14 protein-coding genes and 1 tRNA gene are annotated in these 15,542 nt (G+C 50.7%); 7 read left to right on the top strand and 8 right to left on the bottom strand.

What is annotated here, in order from left to right; all coding sequences use genetic code 11:
- The first annotated feature begins 321 nt into the window (after window positions 1-321).
- The gene (locus H1D31_RS16115; RefSeq protein WP_261259864.1) at window positions 322-1,287 is read left to right on the top strand and encodes a cation diffusion facilitator family transporter; all 966 of its coding nucleotides are present in this window, start codon (window positions 322-324) and stop codon (window positions 1,285-1,287) included.
- Here the strand turns inward: H1D31_RS16115 and H1D31_RS16110 are convergent.
- From H1D31_RS16110 to H1D31_RS16100, 3 genes are all read right to left on the bottom strand, one after another.
- Window positions 1,284-3,605, bottom strand: coding sequence for a putative bifunctional diguanylate cyclase/phosphodiesterase (locus tag H1D31_RS16110; RefSeq protein WP_065955905.1), 2,322 nt, complete (start codon window positions 3,603-3,605; stop codon window positions 1,284-1,286). The two genes, H1D31_RS16115 and H1D31_RS16110, sit on opposite strands and share 4 nt — an antisense overlap.
- A 136-nt stretch (window positions 3,606-3,741) precedes the next feature.
- On the bottom strand, window positions 3,742-4,479 hold the full coding sequence (locus tag H1D31_RS16105; RefSeq protein ID WP_065955906.1) for a YdiY family protein: 738 nt from the start codon (window positions 4,477-4,479) through the stop codon (window positions 3,742-3,744).
- Window positions 4,476-5,306 carry a mechanosensitive ion channel domain-containing protein gene (locus H1D31_RS16100; RefSeq protein WP_008950474.1) on the bottom strand — a complete coding sequence of 277 codons (831 nt, stop codon included), beginning with the start codon at window positions 5,304-5,306 and terminating at the stop codon, window positions 4,476-4,478. The genes H1D31_RS16105 and H1D31_RS16100 overlap by 4 nt, the downstream gene beginning before the upstream one ends.
- 158 nt (window positions 5,307-5,464) lie before the next feature.
- Between H1D31_RS16100 and H1D31_RS16095 the strand changes: the two genes are divergently transcribed.
- From H1D31_RS16095 to H1D31_RS16085, 3 genes are all read left to right on the top strand, one after another.
- A tRNA-His gene (locus H1D31_RS16095) sits at window positions 5,465-5,540 on the top strand.
- A gap of 69 nt (window positions 5,541-5,609) precedes the next feature.
- Complete coding sequence (locus tag H1D31_RS16090) at window positions 5,610-6,161, top strand: DUF1285 domain-containing protein (protein ID WP_065955907.1); 552 nt, start codon at window positions 5,610-5,612, stop codon at window positions 6,159-6,161.
- A gap of 117 nt (window positions 6,162-6,278) precedes the next feature.
- Window positions 6,279-7,568, top strand: coding sequence for a metal-dependent hydrolase family protein (locus H1D31_RS16085; RefSeq protein WP_065955908.1), 1,290 nt, complete (start codon window positions 6,279-6,281; stop codon window positions 7,566-7,568).
- Between the two features lie 17 nt (window positions 7,569-7,585).
- On the opposite strand, the gene H1D31_RS16080 is transcribed toward H1D31_RS16085, so the two are convergent.
- The 4 genes from H1D31_RS16080 to H1D31_RS16065 all read right to left on the bottom strand — a co-directional run bounded on the left by H1D31_RS16080 (window position 7,586) and on the right by H1D31_RS16065 (window position 10,508).
- The gene (locus tag H1D31_RS16080) at window positions 7,586-8,062 is read right to left on the bottom strand and encodes a DUF2489 domain-containing protein (protein ID WP_008950477.1); all 477 of its coding nucleotides are present in this window, start codon (window positions 8,060-8,062) and stop codon (window positions 7,586-7,588) included.
- Window positions 8,059-8,646 carry a Der GTPase-activating protein YihI gene (gene yihI, locus H1D31_RS16075; RefSeq protein WP_008950478.1) on the bottom strand — a complete coding sequence of 196 codons (588 nt, stop codon included), beginning with the start codon at window positions 8,644-8,646 and terminating at the stop codon, window positions 8,059-8,061. The genes H1D31_RS16080 and yihI overlap by 4 nt, the downstream gene beginning before the upstream one ends.
- Window positions 8,647-8,681: 35 nt before the next feature.
- Window positions 8,682-9,323, bottom strand: a complete 642-nt coding sequence (locus H1D31_RS16070; protein ID WP_065955909.1) for a class I SAM-dependent methyltransferase — start codon at window positions 9,321-9,323, stop codon at window positions 8,682-8,684.
- A gap of 558 nt (window positions 9,324-9,881) precedes the next feature.
- Complete coding sequence (locus H1D31_RS16065; protein ID WP_008606369.1) at window positions 9,882-10,508, bottom strand: c-type cytochrome; 627 nt, start codon at window positions 10,506-10,508, stop codon at window positions 9,882-9,884.
- Window positions 10,509-10,690: 182 nt separating this feature from the next.
- Between H1D31_RS16065 and yihA the strand changes: the two genes are divergently transcribed.
- Window positions 10,691-11,323, top strand: a complete 633-nt coding sequence (yihA, locus tag H1D31_RS16060) for a ribosome biogenesis GTP-binding protein YihA/YsxC (protein WP_065955910.1) — start codon at window positions 10,691-10,693, stop codon at window positions 11,321-11,323.
- A gap of 132 nt (window positions 11,324-11,455) precedes the next feature.
- On the top strand, window positions 11,456-11,638 hold the full coding sequence (locus tag H1D31_RS16055; RefSeq protein ID WP_065955911.1) for a hypothetical protein: 183 nt from the start codon (window positions 11,456-11,458) through the stop codon (window positions 11,636-11,638).
- A gap of 136 nt (window positions 11,639-11,774) precedes the next feature.
- Here H1D31_RS16055 and polA read toward each other — a convergent pair whose 3' ends face one another.
- Window positions 11,775-14,555, bottom strand: a complete 2,781-nt coding sequence (gene polA, locus H1D31_RS16050) for a DNA polymerase I (RefSeq protein ID WP_261259862.1) — start codon at window positions 14,553-14,555, stop codon at window positions 11,775-11,777.
- Between the two features lie 556 nt (window positions 14,556-15,111).
- Between polA and H1D31_RS16045 the strand changes: the two genes are divergently transcribed.
- Entirely contained in the window at window positions 15,112-15,507 is a 396-nt protein-coding gene (locus H1D31_RS16045; RefSeq protein ID WP_008606375.1) for a c-type cytochrome, read from the top strand.
- Window positions 15,508-15,542 lie beyond the last annotated feature (35 nt).

The following is a 15,542-nucleotide window of genomic DNA, read 5'->3' as shown; positions in this document are numbered from 1 at the left end:
TTATAATGTAGTGTAAAATCGCCAAAAATGCTAATGTATACCTTTAGAGAATGTAAAGTCAGTAGATCTTTCCGTACCACTTGCAGGTAAATGTAAAGTCATTTTGAGGTTTTCGGCGCGTCTTTACATTTTGGGCTCGGCAGGTTGAGATAATTAGTAAACACGTTGATTTTCTTAGATAACTGTCTTTACATTCTGGTAAGTGTAATAGTCCCGTTCTAAGGTTGTTAACTAAGCCCCTGCCACAGGGGCTTTTTTCTGCTTGCTATTCAATAGCGTCAGTGTCTATAGTCAGAGTAGTGCTCAGCAGGAAGCGCCACTATGACACCGCATTCACATCATCATTCTCACTCACACTCGCAGCACCCGCACTCGCAGCGTCAGCACGGTCATGGGTCTCATCGGCATTGCCATGGTTTAGCATCGACAGAGGATAGCGGTAGCCGGCTGGGTTGGGCGTTTTTTCTGAATCTGGGTTTTACCATTATTGAGTTTATTGGCGGCTGGCTGACTAATAGCACGGCCATTATGGCTGATGCGATTCATGATCTTGGCGATAGTCTGGCGCTGGGCAGTGGCTGGCTGTTGTATAAGCTGGGTAAAAAAGCGCCCACTGCACATTACACCTACGGTTATCGCCGGCTTAGTTTATTTGGCGCCTTGTTAAATTGTTTAATTCTGATTGGTGGTTCAGTCTGGATCCTGGCCGAAGCCATTCCGCGACTCAGTGAGCCGGTGATGCCGCTGACTGAGGGCATGATGGCGCTGGCCGTGCTCGGCGTAACCGTAAACGGTTTTGCCGCCTATAAACTCAGTGGCGGCAAAACCCTGAATGAGCGGGTACTGAACTGGCATTTACTGGAAGATGTGCTGGGCTGGGTCGCCGTGCTGCTGGCGGCGCTGGTGATGCATTTTGTCGACTGGCCAATCATTGATCCGCTGTTATCGATCGCCTTTACCTTATTTATTTTGTTTAATGTACTGCGCAATTTACGCAGCACGGCGCGACTGTTTTTTCAGGCGGTACCGGATACCGCCTTACTGGCGCAGATCGAACAACGTTTACTCACCCAGCCGCAGGTGCGTGAAGTGCATCATTTACACCTATGGTCGCTGGATGGTGAGCAGCATGTGCTCAGTGCGCATTTGGTAGTAGAGCTGGAAGAACTGAGCCAGTATCAGCAGTTAAAAAGCCAGGTTGAGCAGCTACTCAGCGACTTTTCACTACTGAATACTACGATAGAAATTGAGCTGGCCACTGAAGCTTGCCGTGATCGACGGCATTAGTGTGCCCGCACTCCAACTCCCTGTTGTTGTGCCAGTAACTGGCGGAAGGTTTCGGCGGGTACCGGCTTACTAAAATAGTAACCCTGATAGTAGTTACAGCTCATTTGTTGTAGCATCACCAGTTGCTCAGCGGTTTCAACACCTTCTGCCAGCACTTCAAACCGCAGTGTATGCCCTAACTCAATAATTGCCTTGGTAATTTGCTGATTATCCGGGTTGGTGGTCATATTGCAGATAAAACGCCGGTCTACTTTCAGGATATCCAGCGGCAGGCGCTGCAAATATGCGAGGGAGGAATAGCCGGTACCAAAATCGTCAATTGCCAATCTGACGCCGGTAGCCCGTAACTGCTGCATAGTTTCGATAACCTTGTCCTCGTCCTGCATCAGGGCGCTTTCGGTCACCTCCAGTTCCAGGAACTTAGCCGGAAAGCCGGTCTCCGCTAACAAGGTTCTAACTTGTTGTCCCAGTTCGCCGCGGCTAAATTGGTGAGCTGAGACATTGACCGCCAGGCTTATGGCGGGCAGACCCTCGTCCAGCCAGGCTTTGCCTTGCACGCAGGCTTGCTGCAATACCTGGATCCCCAGAGCATGAATAAGGCCCGAGCTTTCAGCCAGTGGAATAAAAATTTCCGGGCTGACAAAGCCCAGTTCAGGATCACGCCAGCGTAGCAACAGCTCTGCACCTATTATCCTGCCTGTTGCCACCTCCAGTTGCGGCTGATAATAACAATGTAATTGCCCGGTTTTAATGGCGTTACGTAACCGGCCTTCCAAAACCAGTCGCTGTCTGGCTTGGGCGGTTAGCTGGTCACTATAATAATAATAAGTATTACGGCCTTCAGCCTTGGCTTTATAAAGAGCCGCGTCGGCACCCTGTAGCAGGGCTTCGACGTTGTCGTGATGTTGCGGAAACAGGCTGATACCAATTGAGGCAGCCGCACTAAGCTCCAAATCCGGCGGTAACATCAGGGTTTGCTGCATGGTGCGCAGCAGTTCCTGTGCAAAACGGGCGGCATCTTCCGGTTGCTCCAGATGTTCGATCAAAATAGCAAACTCATCACCGCCCAGACGGGCCAGGGTATCAGTATCGCGGCAGCAAATCCTAAGCTTCTCAGCAACTTGCTTCAGTAGCTGATCACCAACATTATGGCCGTAAGAGTCGTTGATATTCTTGAAGTTATCCAGATCCAGAATCAGTACCGCCAGTTGTAACTGCTCACGGCGAGCGACTTTCAATGCCTGTTCCAATTGATTGGCAAAGAAGTGCCGGTTCGGCAGGTGGGTCAGCGGGTCATATTGTGCCAGAAACGCCAGCTGGGCTTCCTGCTGTTTATAGGTGGTCAGGTCAATGTCGATACAATAGATTTGCGGCTTTTTATCCGGCAAGATCACCACTGCATGCGAAGAATACACGGTAACCGGGCTGCCGTCCTTGCGTTTTAATACCAGCTCTTCAGCATGGCGGGCCTCGCCGCTGCTGGCCATCTGGCTTACTGCCTCCCTGACACCATCCTGCATTTTTTCCGGAATAATCAGATCCAGCAAATTACGGCCGATGGCTTCCTGGCTGCTGTAGCCGTACACCAGCTCACTGCCTTTATTCCAGAACAAGGTAGTACCATCTTCATCATAGCCCTGCACCGAGATCGTCGGCATGCTATCGAGCAGGGTACGAAAGCGCAGCTCACTCTCTTCCAGTTTTAGCTGCGCCAACTTCACATCCGAAATATCCTGAATAACAGACACAAAAAAAGTGTCGGAGATATCGGTGGCGGCAATTAATGACACGGATAATCTGGCCCAGATCACCTGGCCGTCCTTACGCAAATAGCGTTTTTCTAAAGAGTAGTGCTGACGCAGGCCACTTAAGGTCTCTTCTACTAATGCCTGGTCACGGGCTAAATCCATAGGGTGTGTTAACTGCTGGAAGCTCAGTTCCCGTAGTTCTGCCATGCTGTAACCCAGCAGACGACACAATTCCTGATTAACGCGCAAGAACTGACCGCTGGGGCTGACATGGGCAATACCGGCGGCCGCTTTTTCAATGGTCTGGTCCAGAATATACTCGGACTTGGTCAGAGAGCGCGAGAAATGCAGGCGTTGCTTGAGTAGCAGCCAGGCCAGTGCGGCGGTTAGCGCAATATAAAAATAGCCTTTATAGCTTTGATAACGGGACAACGTTTGTGGATCGTCAGCCAAAGTCAACAGTAATTGGTCGCTAAAGGTGATCCATAGCGCACCAAATAACAGGTAGATCAAGGCACCGAACAGAGGGTAATAGCGGAGCTTGTTGAGTTTAGCGTCCAATTGCTTCATAGCGTGTGGCGTTGTCCAGACAGATATTGCGAACCCTTTGCTATCAAGCATAGCTTAATTTTACTAACTGTATGGCGCTAGTGATAAAAAACGGGCTTAACGCCCGTTTTAAATCTCGCTGCAGACTACGACAGCATTAGAACGAATACACCAGTGTTAAAGAGGTTTGGGTATCAGTGCGCTTTTTATCAACCGGTACATCAGAGTCATTTTGTACCAAAAAGGCGGCTTTCATCTGCATGGCACCGTTGATCCGGGCACTTAGCGCCGTTTCGGCAATGGTACGGGTATTATCATCACCGTACTCGACACTCAGCGTTTGGGTAAAGGTCGCTGATTCACTCAGCGTCCATTTATAGGATGCAGCAGCACGGGCCAATAAACCGTTCTCGGTTTCATCATTGGCACGTTTAGCGGTGTAATAACCGGGACCGATCTCAACATCCAGTGACTGCTGTTCCAGATTTAACAGCCGGGTACCATAACCGGCCGCCAGCGTGGTGTAGCGGGTATAGGCACCAAACTTATCATCGGTGTAAGAACCCAATACAAACAAGTTATCGTGCTCTTCAGTCAGCTTATAAGCACCTTTGGCAGACACCAGATAGCGCTCGGCAGAGCGCTCTTTAATCTTGTTGCCATCGGCATCGGTTTTCTGATCTTCTTTAAAAAATGCACTCAGAATATACTGGTTGCTCCATTTGCGCAGATCTTGCTTTGCATCCAGCTTACCGGTGATCGAGGTACCTTCGGTATTACCGGTAGTAGTAATAGCGCCAAGCTCTGCCGAGGTGGTCCAGACTTTCTTATCGGCAGCCTGCGCCTGAGTGGTCGCGGCCAGCGCTGCCAGCATCGCGATAGTTAATGTTTTCATACAGCTTCCTTTACGTCTTTCTTGATATGTACATCCATTTGCGGGAATGGAATACCAATACCTTGCTCGTCGAAGGTTAATTTCACTTTTTCCAGCGTGTCCCAGTACACGCCCCAGTAGTCTTCGGTTTTTACCCAGGGCCGGACAATAATATTGACCGAGGAGTCCGCCAGCTCTGAGACCCGGATATTTGGCGCCGGTTCCGGCAATACCCGCGGATCGTCCTGAATAATCTGCTGTAGAATAGTTTTGGCTTTGCGTAAGTCCGAGTCGTAACTGATCCCGATCACCAGATCGACACGCCGGGTGCTTTCGGCAGAGAAATTGGTAATATGGCCGCCGGTAATCTTCGCATTCGGCACTATTACCCTTTTGTTGTCCGGCGTTTTCATAATGGTCTGAAAGATTTCGATCTTATCGACGGTGCCAGTAATGCCGCCGGCATCAATAAAGTCGCCTGATTTAAATGGCCGGAACAGAATAATCAGTACGCCGGAAGCAAAGTTCGCCAGCGAGCCTTGTAGCGCCAAACCAACGGCCAGACCCGCGGCACCTAAAATGGCAATAAAGGACGTGGTTTGTACCCCAATCTGTGACAGTGCCATCAAGGCCGTGGCGATCATCAGGATCGCATACAGGATACTGGACAGGAAGGAGACAACGGCTTTATCTATTTTGCGGGATAACAAGCCTTTTTCCATCAACCCAGACACACTACGGGCGATGATGCGGCCGACATAGAAAATCACAATAGCTGCGATAAGTTGTAGCAAATATCCCAGCAGTACTTCGTGGTTTTGCTGAAATAACTCGGTAATTTGCTCCATAGGTTCACTCCTGTGAAAGTGGTTCGAACCGGCATAGTATCATAAAATCTCGCCAATTTTGGCTGGCAAGTGAGCATTTGCCGCTATACTGGGGCTAGCAGCTAAAAAAAGCGCTTGGTAGCCGGTGTGCTTTTTGGTTAAAATAGCTCTTCGCGGTGGTGACTGTAGCTCAGTTGGTAGAGCCCCGGATTGTGATTCCGGTTGTCGTGGGTTCGAGCCCCATCAGTCACCCCACTTTTCTGCCTGCAACCCTGCTGCGCCCCCTGCTATACTTGACTAACATTTAGTCTGTTCTGGCAAACCATGGACTTAACTTCGTTACAGCAACAATTACAGCAACCCAAACTGGCTCCGGTTGAGCAATGGGATCCGCCTTTTTGTGGCGATTTACCGCTTCGCATTGATAGTCAGGGCCGCTGGTGGTATCAGGACGGCGAAATTACCCGTCCGGGCCTGATTAAACTCTTTGCGTCAGTGTTAATCCGCCAGGGTGATGATTATTTTTTACAGACGCCGGCAGAAAAGGTGCGGATCCAGGTGGAGGATGCGCCCTTTGTCGCAGTGAGTAGCGACTGGCAAGGCGGCCCTACTGGCCCAGAGCTGTGGTTAACCACTAATCTGCAAGACAAAATTCCGGTCTGTGCTGACTACCCGCTGTTGTTACAGCAGCATGGCGGACAGCAACTACCTTACCTGATGCTATGGCGCGGCCTGTCGGCCCGTTTACACCGAAATCTGTATTATCAGTTGTTAGATCAGGCGCAGCTGCAACAGGATGGCGCTGGTAGTCGTGCAGTACTCTACAGTGGTGGGCAACCTTATCTGCTGGCATCTTCGGATGAGCTGCCCGGGTAGCGGTTCAATGCTGTGACAGCGCGGCTTATCGCAAATTCTGGTCAGATATCGCAAGCCAATTGCGGGGCAGCCTGTCGCGTTTGATAGTGAAGCAACACTTGCCACAGGATAATAATAATGAAAACGTCACTCTCCGTGCTAACCCTTGCCTGTTTAACCGCGTTCAGCTTGGCTGATGCCGCCGCGACGACCTATATTCATGCCGGCCGCCTGATTACCGCTGAGCATACCCAGCCGCTGACCGAGCACACCATCATTGTTGATGGCAATAAAATTGTCGGCGTCGAGCGTGGCTACCAAACGCCAACAGCGGGTGCCACTTTGATTGATTTACGCCAGCATACAGTGATGCCGGGGCTGATGGATATGCATACCCATTTTTCGACCCAGATGAGTGCCACCTCCTATGGTGAGGGTCAGCGCCTGAATGAGGCTGATTTTGCATTACGCGGAGCCGTGTTCGCTGAGCGTACCCTGCTGTCTGGCTTTACCACAGTACGTGAGCTTGGCGACAGTCATCAGGTGAGTGTGGCGCTACGCAAAGCCATTGCTCAGGGCTATGTCAGTGGACCGCGGATCTTCGCGGCAGGTAAATCTCTGGCCACCACCGGAGGTCATGCCGATCCGACAAATGGCCTGGCTTACTTACTGCAGGGCGATCCGGGTCCGAAGGACGGGGTAATTAATGGTGCGGACGAGGCCCGTAAAGCGGTGCGGCAGCGCTACAAAGAAGGTGCGGATCTGATTAAGGTAACGGCCACCGGCGGGGTACTGAGCGTTGCGAAGAGCGGCATGAATCCGCAATTCACCGACGAGGAGCTGGCGGCTATTGTCAGCACCGCACGCGACTACGGTTTTAAAGTGGCGGTGCATGCGCACGGCAAAGAAGGGATGCAGCGCGCCATTAAAGCCGGCGTCGATTCGATTGAGCACGGCACCTTTATGGACAAAGAAACCATGGCGCTGATGAAAAAGCATGGTACCTACTATGTGCCGACGATCAGTGCTGGCAAATGGGTGCAGCAAAAAGCAGAAATAGACGGCTTTTTCCCGGATTTGGTCCGCCCGAAAGCCGCGACTATCGGGCCCCTGATCCAGCAAACCTTTAGTGAAGCCTATAAAGCAGGTGTAAAAATTGCCTTTGGCACCGATGCCGGCGTTGGGGCGCATGGTGATAACTGGCGCGAATTTGTGTATATGACCGAAGCCGGCATGCCGGCCATGGCAGCAATTCAGTCTGCTACTATTGAAGGCGCGCGTTTACTGGGCATGGAGCAGGAGCTGGGCTCAATTAAGGTGGGTAAACTGGCCGATATTATTGCGGTGCCTGGCAATCCGTTACAGGATATTCAGCTGATGGGCCAGGTGAGTTTTGTGATGAAGGATGGTCAGATTTACAAGCAATAAGGCCATTGCAGCAGGCACTAGGCCTGCTGAAACCGTGCCAGAATCAGTCGCAAATCGTCTTCGATTTGTGCTTTCAGATCTTTCTCGGCAGTCAGACGAACTTTATCCTGCTGCCGGGTCAGTTTTTTGTCCTGATCCTTGCGGGCCTGATGGGTTGGCATATCTTTAACCGTCAGATACATCTGATATATCCCGGGGTAACTGCTTACAGCATCGGGCTTATCAGCGGCCGGCCAGTGGTCCAGTAACACCCATAGCCTTAAGGCACCCTCGGAGAATTCACATTGTTGTTCCAGCATGGCGCGGCTAATCAGTACTATGCTCTCCTGCAGGTACGCTCTCTTTTCCTGCTGTTGCTGGCGGGCCTTTTGCTCAGCCAGCTGCTGCTGTTGTTTCTGTTGCTGCAGTAACCACAGCAGCTTGCCGGCATAAAATGCCAGGCCCGCGACAATCAACACTGCTGTAATCAGCAGTAATACTAACCACCAGGTCACGCCGGATCCTCATCACCTAACAAATCTTTACGCCAGTCAGTACGCTCGAAGCGACTCAGCGGATCCTCATCCTGCTCTGAAGTTGGTGTGTCTGGTTGCTCATCATCCAGCCCTAACAGAGCTAACAGTTCGCTGATGCGGGCGGTCTGGCGGTTAAAATACTTGGCATCTTTACCGGTTAACAGCTCATCGCGTTCTACCCGCTCCAGTAAGAGTTGCAGCTTAGGATCGTTTTCCAGTTGCAGCAGCTCCTGCTCAGGGCTTAGCGGTTCAGCCTTCGCCGGCTTCAGCTGTACCTTGGGTAACGGGGCTGGCGCTGTTGATGCAGGTAACAATTCCAGACTGGTTTCTGGTAGCAATGCGATAGGTTTTTTACTGCCTAAGCGCGGATCTTTCTTCTGCTTACTGCCAGCACTATCCTGACCGGTCTTGGCTTGCTGCATGCTGTTGCGGTTACCTGATTTCAGACCGGCGCCTTTTTTCTTGCTTTCATCCTTGTGCTCACGGATCTTACGGATTTCGCTGGCCGGCAAATGGCGTTGTCCGTTGTCGTTGGCCTTACGGGATTTTTTTTGACGCGTCATAGTGATCTGGATACCTGTAAAAAAGGGCGCACATTTTAACCAGCTTTGCGTAAGATCACCACATCCTTTGCAGGAAAACTTAGACTTAACTGATCGCGACGGGCTAAAAAGTTAAAGGTATCCGGGTGGAAAAAGCGGATATGGGTAGGATCCCGTTTATAGTGCCAGTTGGCAAATTGGCTAACGGCCGGATAGTGGCTGGTCATAATGGCCAGTACGCCACCGGGTTGCAGTAACCTTAACCAGCATTGCCATTCCTGCGCCGGATTGACAAAGTGCTCAATAGCCTCACTACAGCTAATAAAGTCATAGCGCCGCGTCAGCACCTCAGGGTTATTGGCAAAGAACGGGTCCCACAGCTGCATCTGATGACCGGCTTCCTGCAGCATCTGGGCTAATAACGGGCCGGGGCCACAACCAAAATCCAGCCCCTGCAGCCGGCCGGCGGGTAAAGCGGCCAATAAAGGCCCGGCCAGACGGCTTAAGAACTGTCGGTAGCCGGCATCGCTGACATCATTATTATGCAACTGATAATGTTGTTGTTCTTGTTCTGCAGTTAACAACTGGGCGCTGGGGACAAAAACAAGTGCGCATTGCTGACATTGCCGGTACTGACGCTGCGGGTCCTGGCTAAACAGGCTACTGTCCGGGTGCAGACAGAGTGGACATGGTTCCATCTAACTTTCCTAAAAAACAAAAGGGCGATAAGAATAACTTATCGCCCTGTTTATTTGTGCCTAGTGGTGGACACTTCTCTCGAATCGCTCAAATCATCCTGAAGCGCAGCCAACATCGTGTTGCCAGTTATCCGTATATTGTTGTTTGCTGTCCGTGCGCGCTCTTTTCTTATTCACGACCTTCCTGGTAACTTTCGTAATCATCCTTGTGCGCCTTAGCGCCTGACACCATCCGGGCATCTTAAAACACAGCGCACCCAAGGGTGCTGATAGCTTCCTTTACCGCATGTCCCTGTTGTTGTATCGCTTTTAGCGAACGGTTTAAATTTACTCTGTTCTGCGCAGATGGCAAGTCTTTGCTGCTAAAAAATACAAAAAAAATTCGACTTTAGTCTAGGCTTTTAATATTTTCAGTAACTTATACTGTATAAAATATAGCAAAAAAGTTCCTGAAAATTGAAAATCAGGTTGATATCGTACAGTGCCTGTGAGAGATCTCGCACAGCGGAAATAAAAAACCGGCCTGACAGCCGGTTTTTTATTCAGACTTTGTTCAGCTTAGTGTAAGCCACCCAGGTATTGCGACAGTACCCGAATATCTTCATCGGTCAGCTTTTTCGCTACTTCGCGCATCATACCGTTCATATCGTTAGCGCGGGTACCGGCGCGGAATTCTTCCAGCGTGGTTTTCAGGTAATCGGCATTCTGGAAACCGATACGTGGGAAGCCCGCCAGGCTGGTACCGGCACCACGCGGACCGTGACAGGCGATACAGGCTGCAATACCGCGCTCGGCATCGCCGCCACGATATAGTTTTTGGCCGGCTTCAATCACATCTTCCGGTGTCGTACCCGGTGTCATGCGCTGTGACGAGAAATAGGCGGCCAGATCTTTCATATCCTGATCAGACAGTGCGGCTACCATACCAAACATGATGGCATTCGAACGACCTTCTTTACCACCTGAAGTCATACCCAGTTTGTAGTCGGTCAGTTGCTTATACAGGTACTCAGCATGCTGGCCGGCAATTTTGGGGTAGATGGCTAACGGACTGTTACCATCCGGGCCATGACAGGCGGCACAGGTTGCAGATTTTGCTTTGCCAGCCTCGGCATCACCATCGAAAGCGTTTGCTGCACCGATTAAACCGAATAACAGCGTCAGAGGTAGTACGAGTTTTTTCATTTTTGATCCGTCTCAGTCCGCATTCAAACGCCAGTGAGCTGGCTATAATGAATAGTATTAAGGTGTTTTTTCGCCTATTTTACACGAAACTGCTCAAAGTAAAATCCCATCCTTTAGTCAAAAGCTTCTTCCGATCCTCCAGATCCGTTACAATAACCCTAATTTAACTGCCGGAGCAGCTTGTGTCACAACCTAAGTTCAATTTTCAGCAGGTCAGTTTTCTGACCAGTGCCCCTGATATCAGGGCCTTGCCAGCCGATACCGGTATCGAAGTCGCCTTTGCCGGCCGCTCCAATGCGGGTAAGTCGAGTGCGCTGAATACCCTGACCCGGCAAAATAATCTGGCCCGAACCAGTAAAACGCCTGGCCGGACCCAGCTAATTAATACCTTTACGCTGGCGCCGGAAAAAAGATTAATTGATTTACCCGGCTATGGTTTTGCCAAGGTACCGCTGGCGGTAAAAGAAAAATGGCAGAAATCGTTATCTGAGTACCTGCAGCAGCGGCAAAGCCTGAAAGGTTTGGTGGTGTTGATGGATATTCGCCACCCTTTGAAAGATCTGGATCAGCAGTTGATCTTTTGGGCCGTGGAGAGCCAGTTACCGGTGCTGATCCTGCTGACCAAAGCAGACAAGTTGGGGCCCGGCGCCCGAAAAAAGGTGTTGCTGGAAGTGCGCGAAGCCGCACTGGCTTTTATGGGCGACGTGCAGGTGCAGGTATTCAGTTCGCTGAGTAAGCTTGGCTTACCTGAGTTTGAGCAGGTATTAAACGGCTGGTTTAGCGACGAGTCGACAGCAGACGTCGACGCGCCCTAAGTAAACCCTTCAGGATCCCCAAAAAAAAACCGACCCAGCAGGGTCGGTCATAGCAATCGGGGAGAAGCTATATAAAAATCAAATCAACAGGGTGTCTTATCGCTAAGACGGCCACAATATAGCACTAATTTTGTGCTGTTTAAAGTATTTGCTCTAAAAAATGTTGTTCAGTTACGTGAACTGCAACTGGCTGCTGCGCCATTGGCTTGTGATCAGAAAAACGGGCATAAAAAAAACGCCCCGCTGCAAGCAGCGGGGCGGCTAAATAAAGCCTACTTTCAGAATCCGGGGTGCAACACCCTGGTTGAAAGATAGAATATCTTACCTCTGTACCCTACGACTCAAATTCTAGTCATTTTCTGAGCGATTGCAAGAATTTTTTGTAATAAAACTACATAAAAGTCTAAATGGTGCATTTTTAAGACTTTTTATGTAATTAAATTACCACGCCCTAGTGGGCTTCATCCCAGTTGTCGCCATAACCCACTTCGGCCAGTAAGGGTACATCCAGCTTAGCGGCACTGGCCATCAGCTGCTTTAACTCGGTCGCTAACCAACTGACATCGGCGGTGGTCACTTCGAACACCAATTCATCGTGTACCTGCATAATCATCGCTGCTTTGTCAGCGGCATGTTGCTGCAGCCAAGCCTGTACCTTAATCATCGCCAGTTTAATAATATCGGCTGCCGTACCTTGCATCGGCGCATTAATTGCCGCCCGCTCGGCGGCCTTTTGCCGGCCGATATTTTTGGTATTTATATCGGGCAGGTATAAACGCCGGCCAAACAGTGTCTCGACATAGCCCTGCTCATGAGCGTGTTTCCGGGTGCGCTCCATATAATCAAGCACACCGGGGAAGCGCTCAAAATAGCGATCTACATAATGCTGTGCTTCGCCCCGACCTATGCCGAGTTGTTTGGCCAGACCAAAGGCTGACATGCCATAAATTAATCCGAAGTTCACGGCCTTGGCACGGCGCCGCTGCTCACTGCTAACTTGATCCAGACTTACCCCAAATACCTCAGCCGCGGTTGCCCGGTGTACGTCCAGGCCTTTGGCAAAGGCGTCCAGTAGGGCTTTATCCTGCGACAGATGCGCCATAATCCGCAGTTCAATCTGCGAGTAATCGATGGCCATAATCAGCTTACCTGGCGGTGCAATAAAAGCCTGGCGGATCCGCCGCCCTTCTTCGGTGCGGATCGGAATATTCTGCAGGTTGGGTTCAGTGGAACTCAGGCGGCCGGTAGCGGCGACTGCCTGATGATAAGAGGTATGCACCCTGCCAGTTGCCGGGTTAATCATTTTCGGCAGTTTTTCGGTATAGGTGGAACGCAGTTTGCTCAGGCCACGGTGCTCCGTGATCAGTTTGGGAAATTCATATTCCAGTGCTAATTCTGCCAGTACCTCTTCCGCTGTAGAGGGCGTGCCGCTCGGGGTCTTTTTCAGTACCGGCAACTTCATCTGCTCAAACAGAATTTCTTGTAACTGTTTCGGGGAGGCCAGATTAAACTCTTTGCCGGCTTGTTGATAAGCCAGTTGCTCCAGTTCGGCAATCCGCTGACTTAACTGCTGGCTTTGCTCGGCCAGTAACTGGCTATCGATCAGCACGCCGTGCCGCTCGATATCCGACAGAATAGCAATCAGCGGCAGTTCAATCTCATTGAATACTTTGACCAGGCCGGGGCTTTGCTGCAACTGTGGCCACAATGTCTGATGCAGCCGCAAGGTGACATCGGCATCTTCGGCTGCGTATTCGGCTGCTTTTTCCAGTTCAATCTGGTTAAACGTCAGCTGTTTGGCACCCTTGCCGGCTAAATCTTCGAAGCTGATGGTGCTATGTCCCAGATATTTCAGCGCCAGGCTGTCCATATCATGGCGGCCGGCCACCGAGTTCAGCACATAGGACTCCAGCATAGTGTCAAACTTAACGCCCTTAAGTGCAATATTGTAACGTGCCAGCACACTTTGGTCGTACTTCAGATTTTGGCCTACCTTGGCTTTGGCTGGATTTTCCAGCCAGGGTGTTAGGCGTTGCAGACAGTCCTTACGATCCAGTTGTGCCGGCGCGCCCAGATAGTCGTGTGCCAGCGGCAGGTACCAGGCTTTACCCGGCGCGGTAGCGAAGGACATCCCGACCAGTTCCGCCTGCATATAATCCAGGCTGGTGGTTTCGGTATCAAAAGCCGTCAGTTCAGCTTGCTCCAGCTCGGCTAATAAGGCAGTCAAATCTGCTGAGCTCAGAATGGTCTGATACTGCTGGCGATCAATCACTTGTCTGACTTGCTCAGGGCTTTCTGTTGTTGGACTGTCTGCCTGCTCGGTCTTCGCTATTCCCGCCGCCGGCTCACTGTTGGCCAGGACTTCCGCCAGCCAGCGTTTAAATTCGCACTCCCGGTACAGCTCTGCCAGTTGTGCCCGGTCGGCGGGCTGGATCTGCAATTCGTCCAGCGTGCAGGGAAGCTCTACGTCACACTTAATGGTTGCCAGCTCATATGACAGCTTTAGTTGGGCTTCAAATTCCTGCAGCTTAGCGGCCATGGTTTTCGCACCACGGAAACTCAGGCCTGCGACCTGATCCAGCTGTTGGTAAATCTGTGCGATAGAACCCAGCCCCTGCAGCAGAGCCGCTGCCGTTTTCTCCCCCACCCCTGGTAGACCCGGGATGTTATCCACTTTATCGCCCATCAGCGCCAGATAATCGATAATCAACTCCGGGCCAATACCGAATTTTTCTATTACTGCAGGTGGATCGAGCAGCGTATTGGTCATGGTATTGATCAGTGTGACATGCTCATCAACCAGCTGCGCCATATCTTTATCACCGGTTGAAATCAGCGTATGGCGGCCAGCGGCACTGGCCTGGCGGGCCAGGGTACCTATTACATCGTCAGCTTCAACGCCGCTAATGCATAATAATGGCAGGCCCATAGCGCGAATAATCTTGTGCAGCGGCTCAATCTGGCTGCGAAGATCGTCTGGCATTGGTGGCCGGTGCGCTTTGTACTCAGCATACATTTCGTTGCGAAAAGTCGGGCCCTTGGCATCGAATACTACCGCCATCTGGGTTGGCTGATACTGTTTCAGCAAACTTTTCAGCATATTGACGACGCCATAAATGGCACCGGTCGCTTCGCCGCGGGAGTTAGTCAGATGCGGTGGCGCATGATAGGCGCGAAATAAATAAGAAGAACCGTCAACCAATATTAACGGATTTGTCGGGATATAAACCATGATGCTGTTCCTGCGCGGACTTGATGCTATAGCATGCCATAGCAGACCAGATCAGGCTAGCTGAACAAGTTTCCGGGATAGAGACTTATTAAGGCATAAGCTGTGGATAACTTTGTGCAAAACAATAGGAGATAACCACGCTGTAATTGACAGCATGGGGAACATTTTACTTCTAAGTGTTTGTCTTATAAAAGAAAGGTGCCTAACTGCAAGTGCCCTGATTCTTATTTTTTTAGCATTGCGTAATGTGGAAAACGCTTTAGCTTTCGCCCGGAGTCCATTCTCGACAGCAGCCTGCAACTCCGCGCAGGTTGAACAGACTATCACAACTGACGCTTTTGCCCAGAGCTAATTTTAAAAAATTTTGCTCCTAAAAAAATGCGCTTCTACTCAAAAAAGCATAAAGCAGATTTGACGGGCCTTTTAGCAGATTAGCATCGCGATTTGATCTTGGGTTATTGTTGTGCAAAGGCTGAACAGGGACTCTTCCGTTCTGCGGCAAAGGCAGGCTATAATGCCAGAAAATCAGTATGGCTTTTAGGATGGGATCATCACTATGAAGAAATTATCACTTGCAGTGGCATTACTGCTGACCACGCTGGGTATCAATGCCAGCACTGACCAGGAAAAAGATGCCATTGCCAAGCGTATTGCCCCAGTTGGCCAGGTTTATGTTGCTGGCGCAGCTGCCGCAACTGCTGCCGTTGCCTCGGGGCCTCGTAGCGGTGAGCAAGTATATCAGGCGGCTTGTTTTGCCTGTCACGGTACAGGTGCCCTGGATGCGCCTAAACCAAATTCAGCAGACTGGAAGCCGCGAATGGCACAGGGCTTTGACGTGTTGTTAAAGCACTCGATTGAAGGTTTCAACAATATGCCAGCAATGGGTACCTGTATGAATTGCTCGGAAGATGAGATCGCTGCCGCCATCCGTTTTATGACTGATGGTGTTTAACTGATACCGCTATACCGTGAAAAGCCGCGCAATAG

Source organism: Alishewanella sp. BS5-314, assembly GCF_025377695.1.
GTDB classification, from domain to species: Bacteria; Pseudomonadota; Gammaproteobacteria; order Enterobacterales; family Alteromonadaceae; genus Alishewanella; species Alishewanella aestuarii.
The sequence above is the reverse complement of the archived record's forward strand: the minus strand, read 5'-3'. Positions and strand labels throughout refer to the sequence as shown.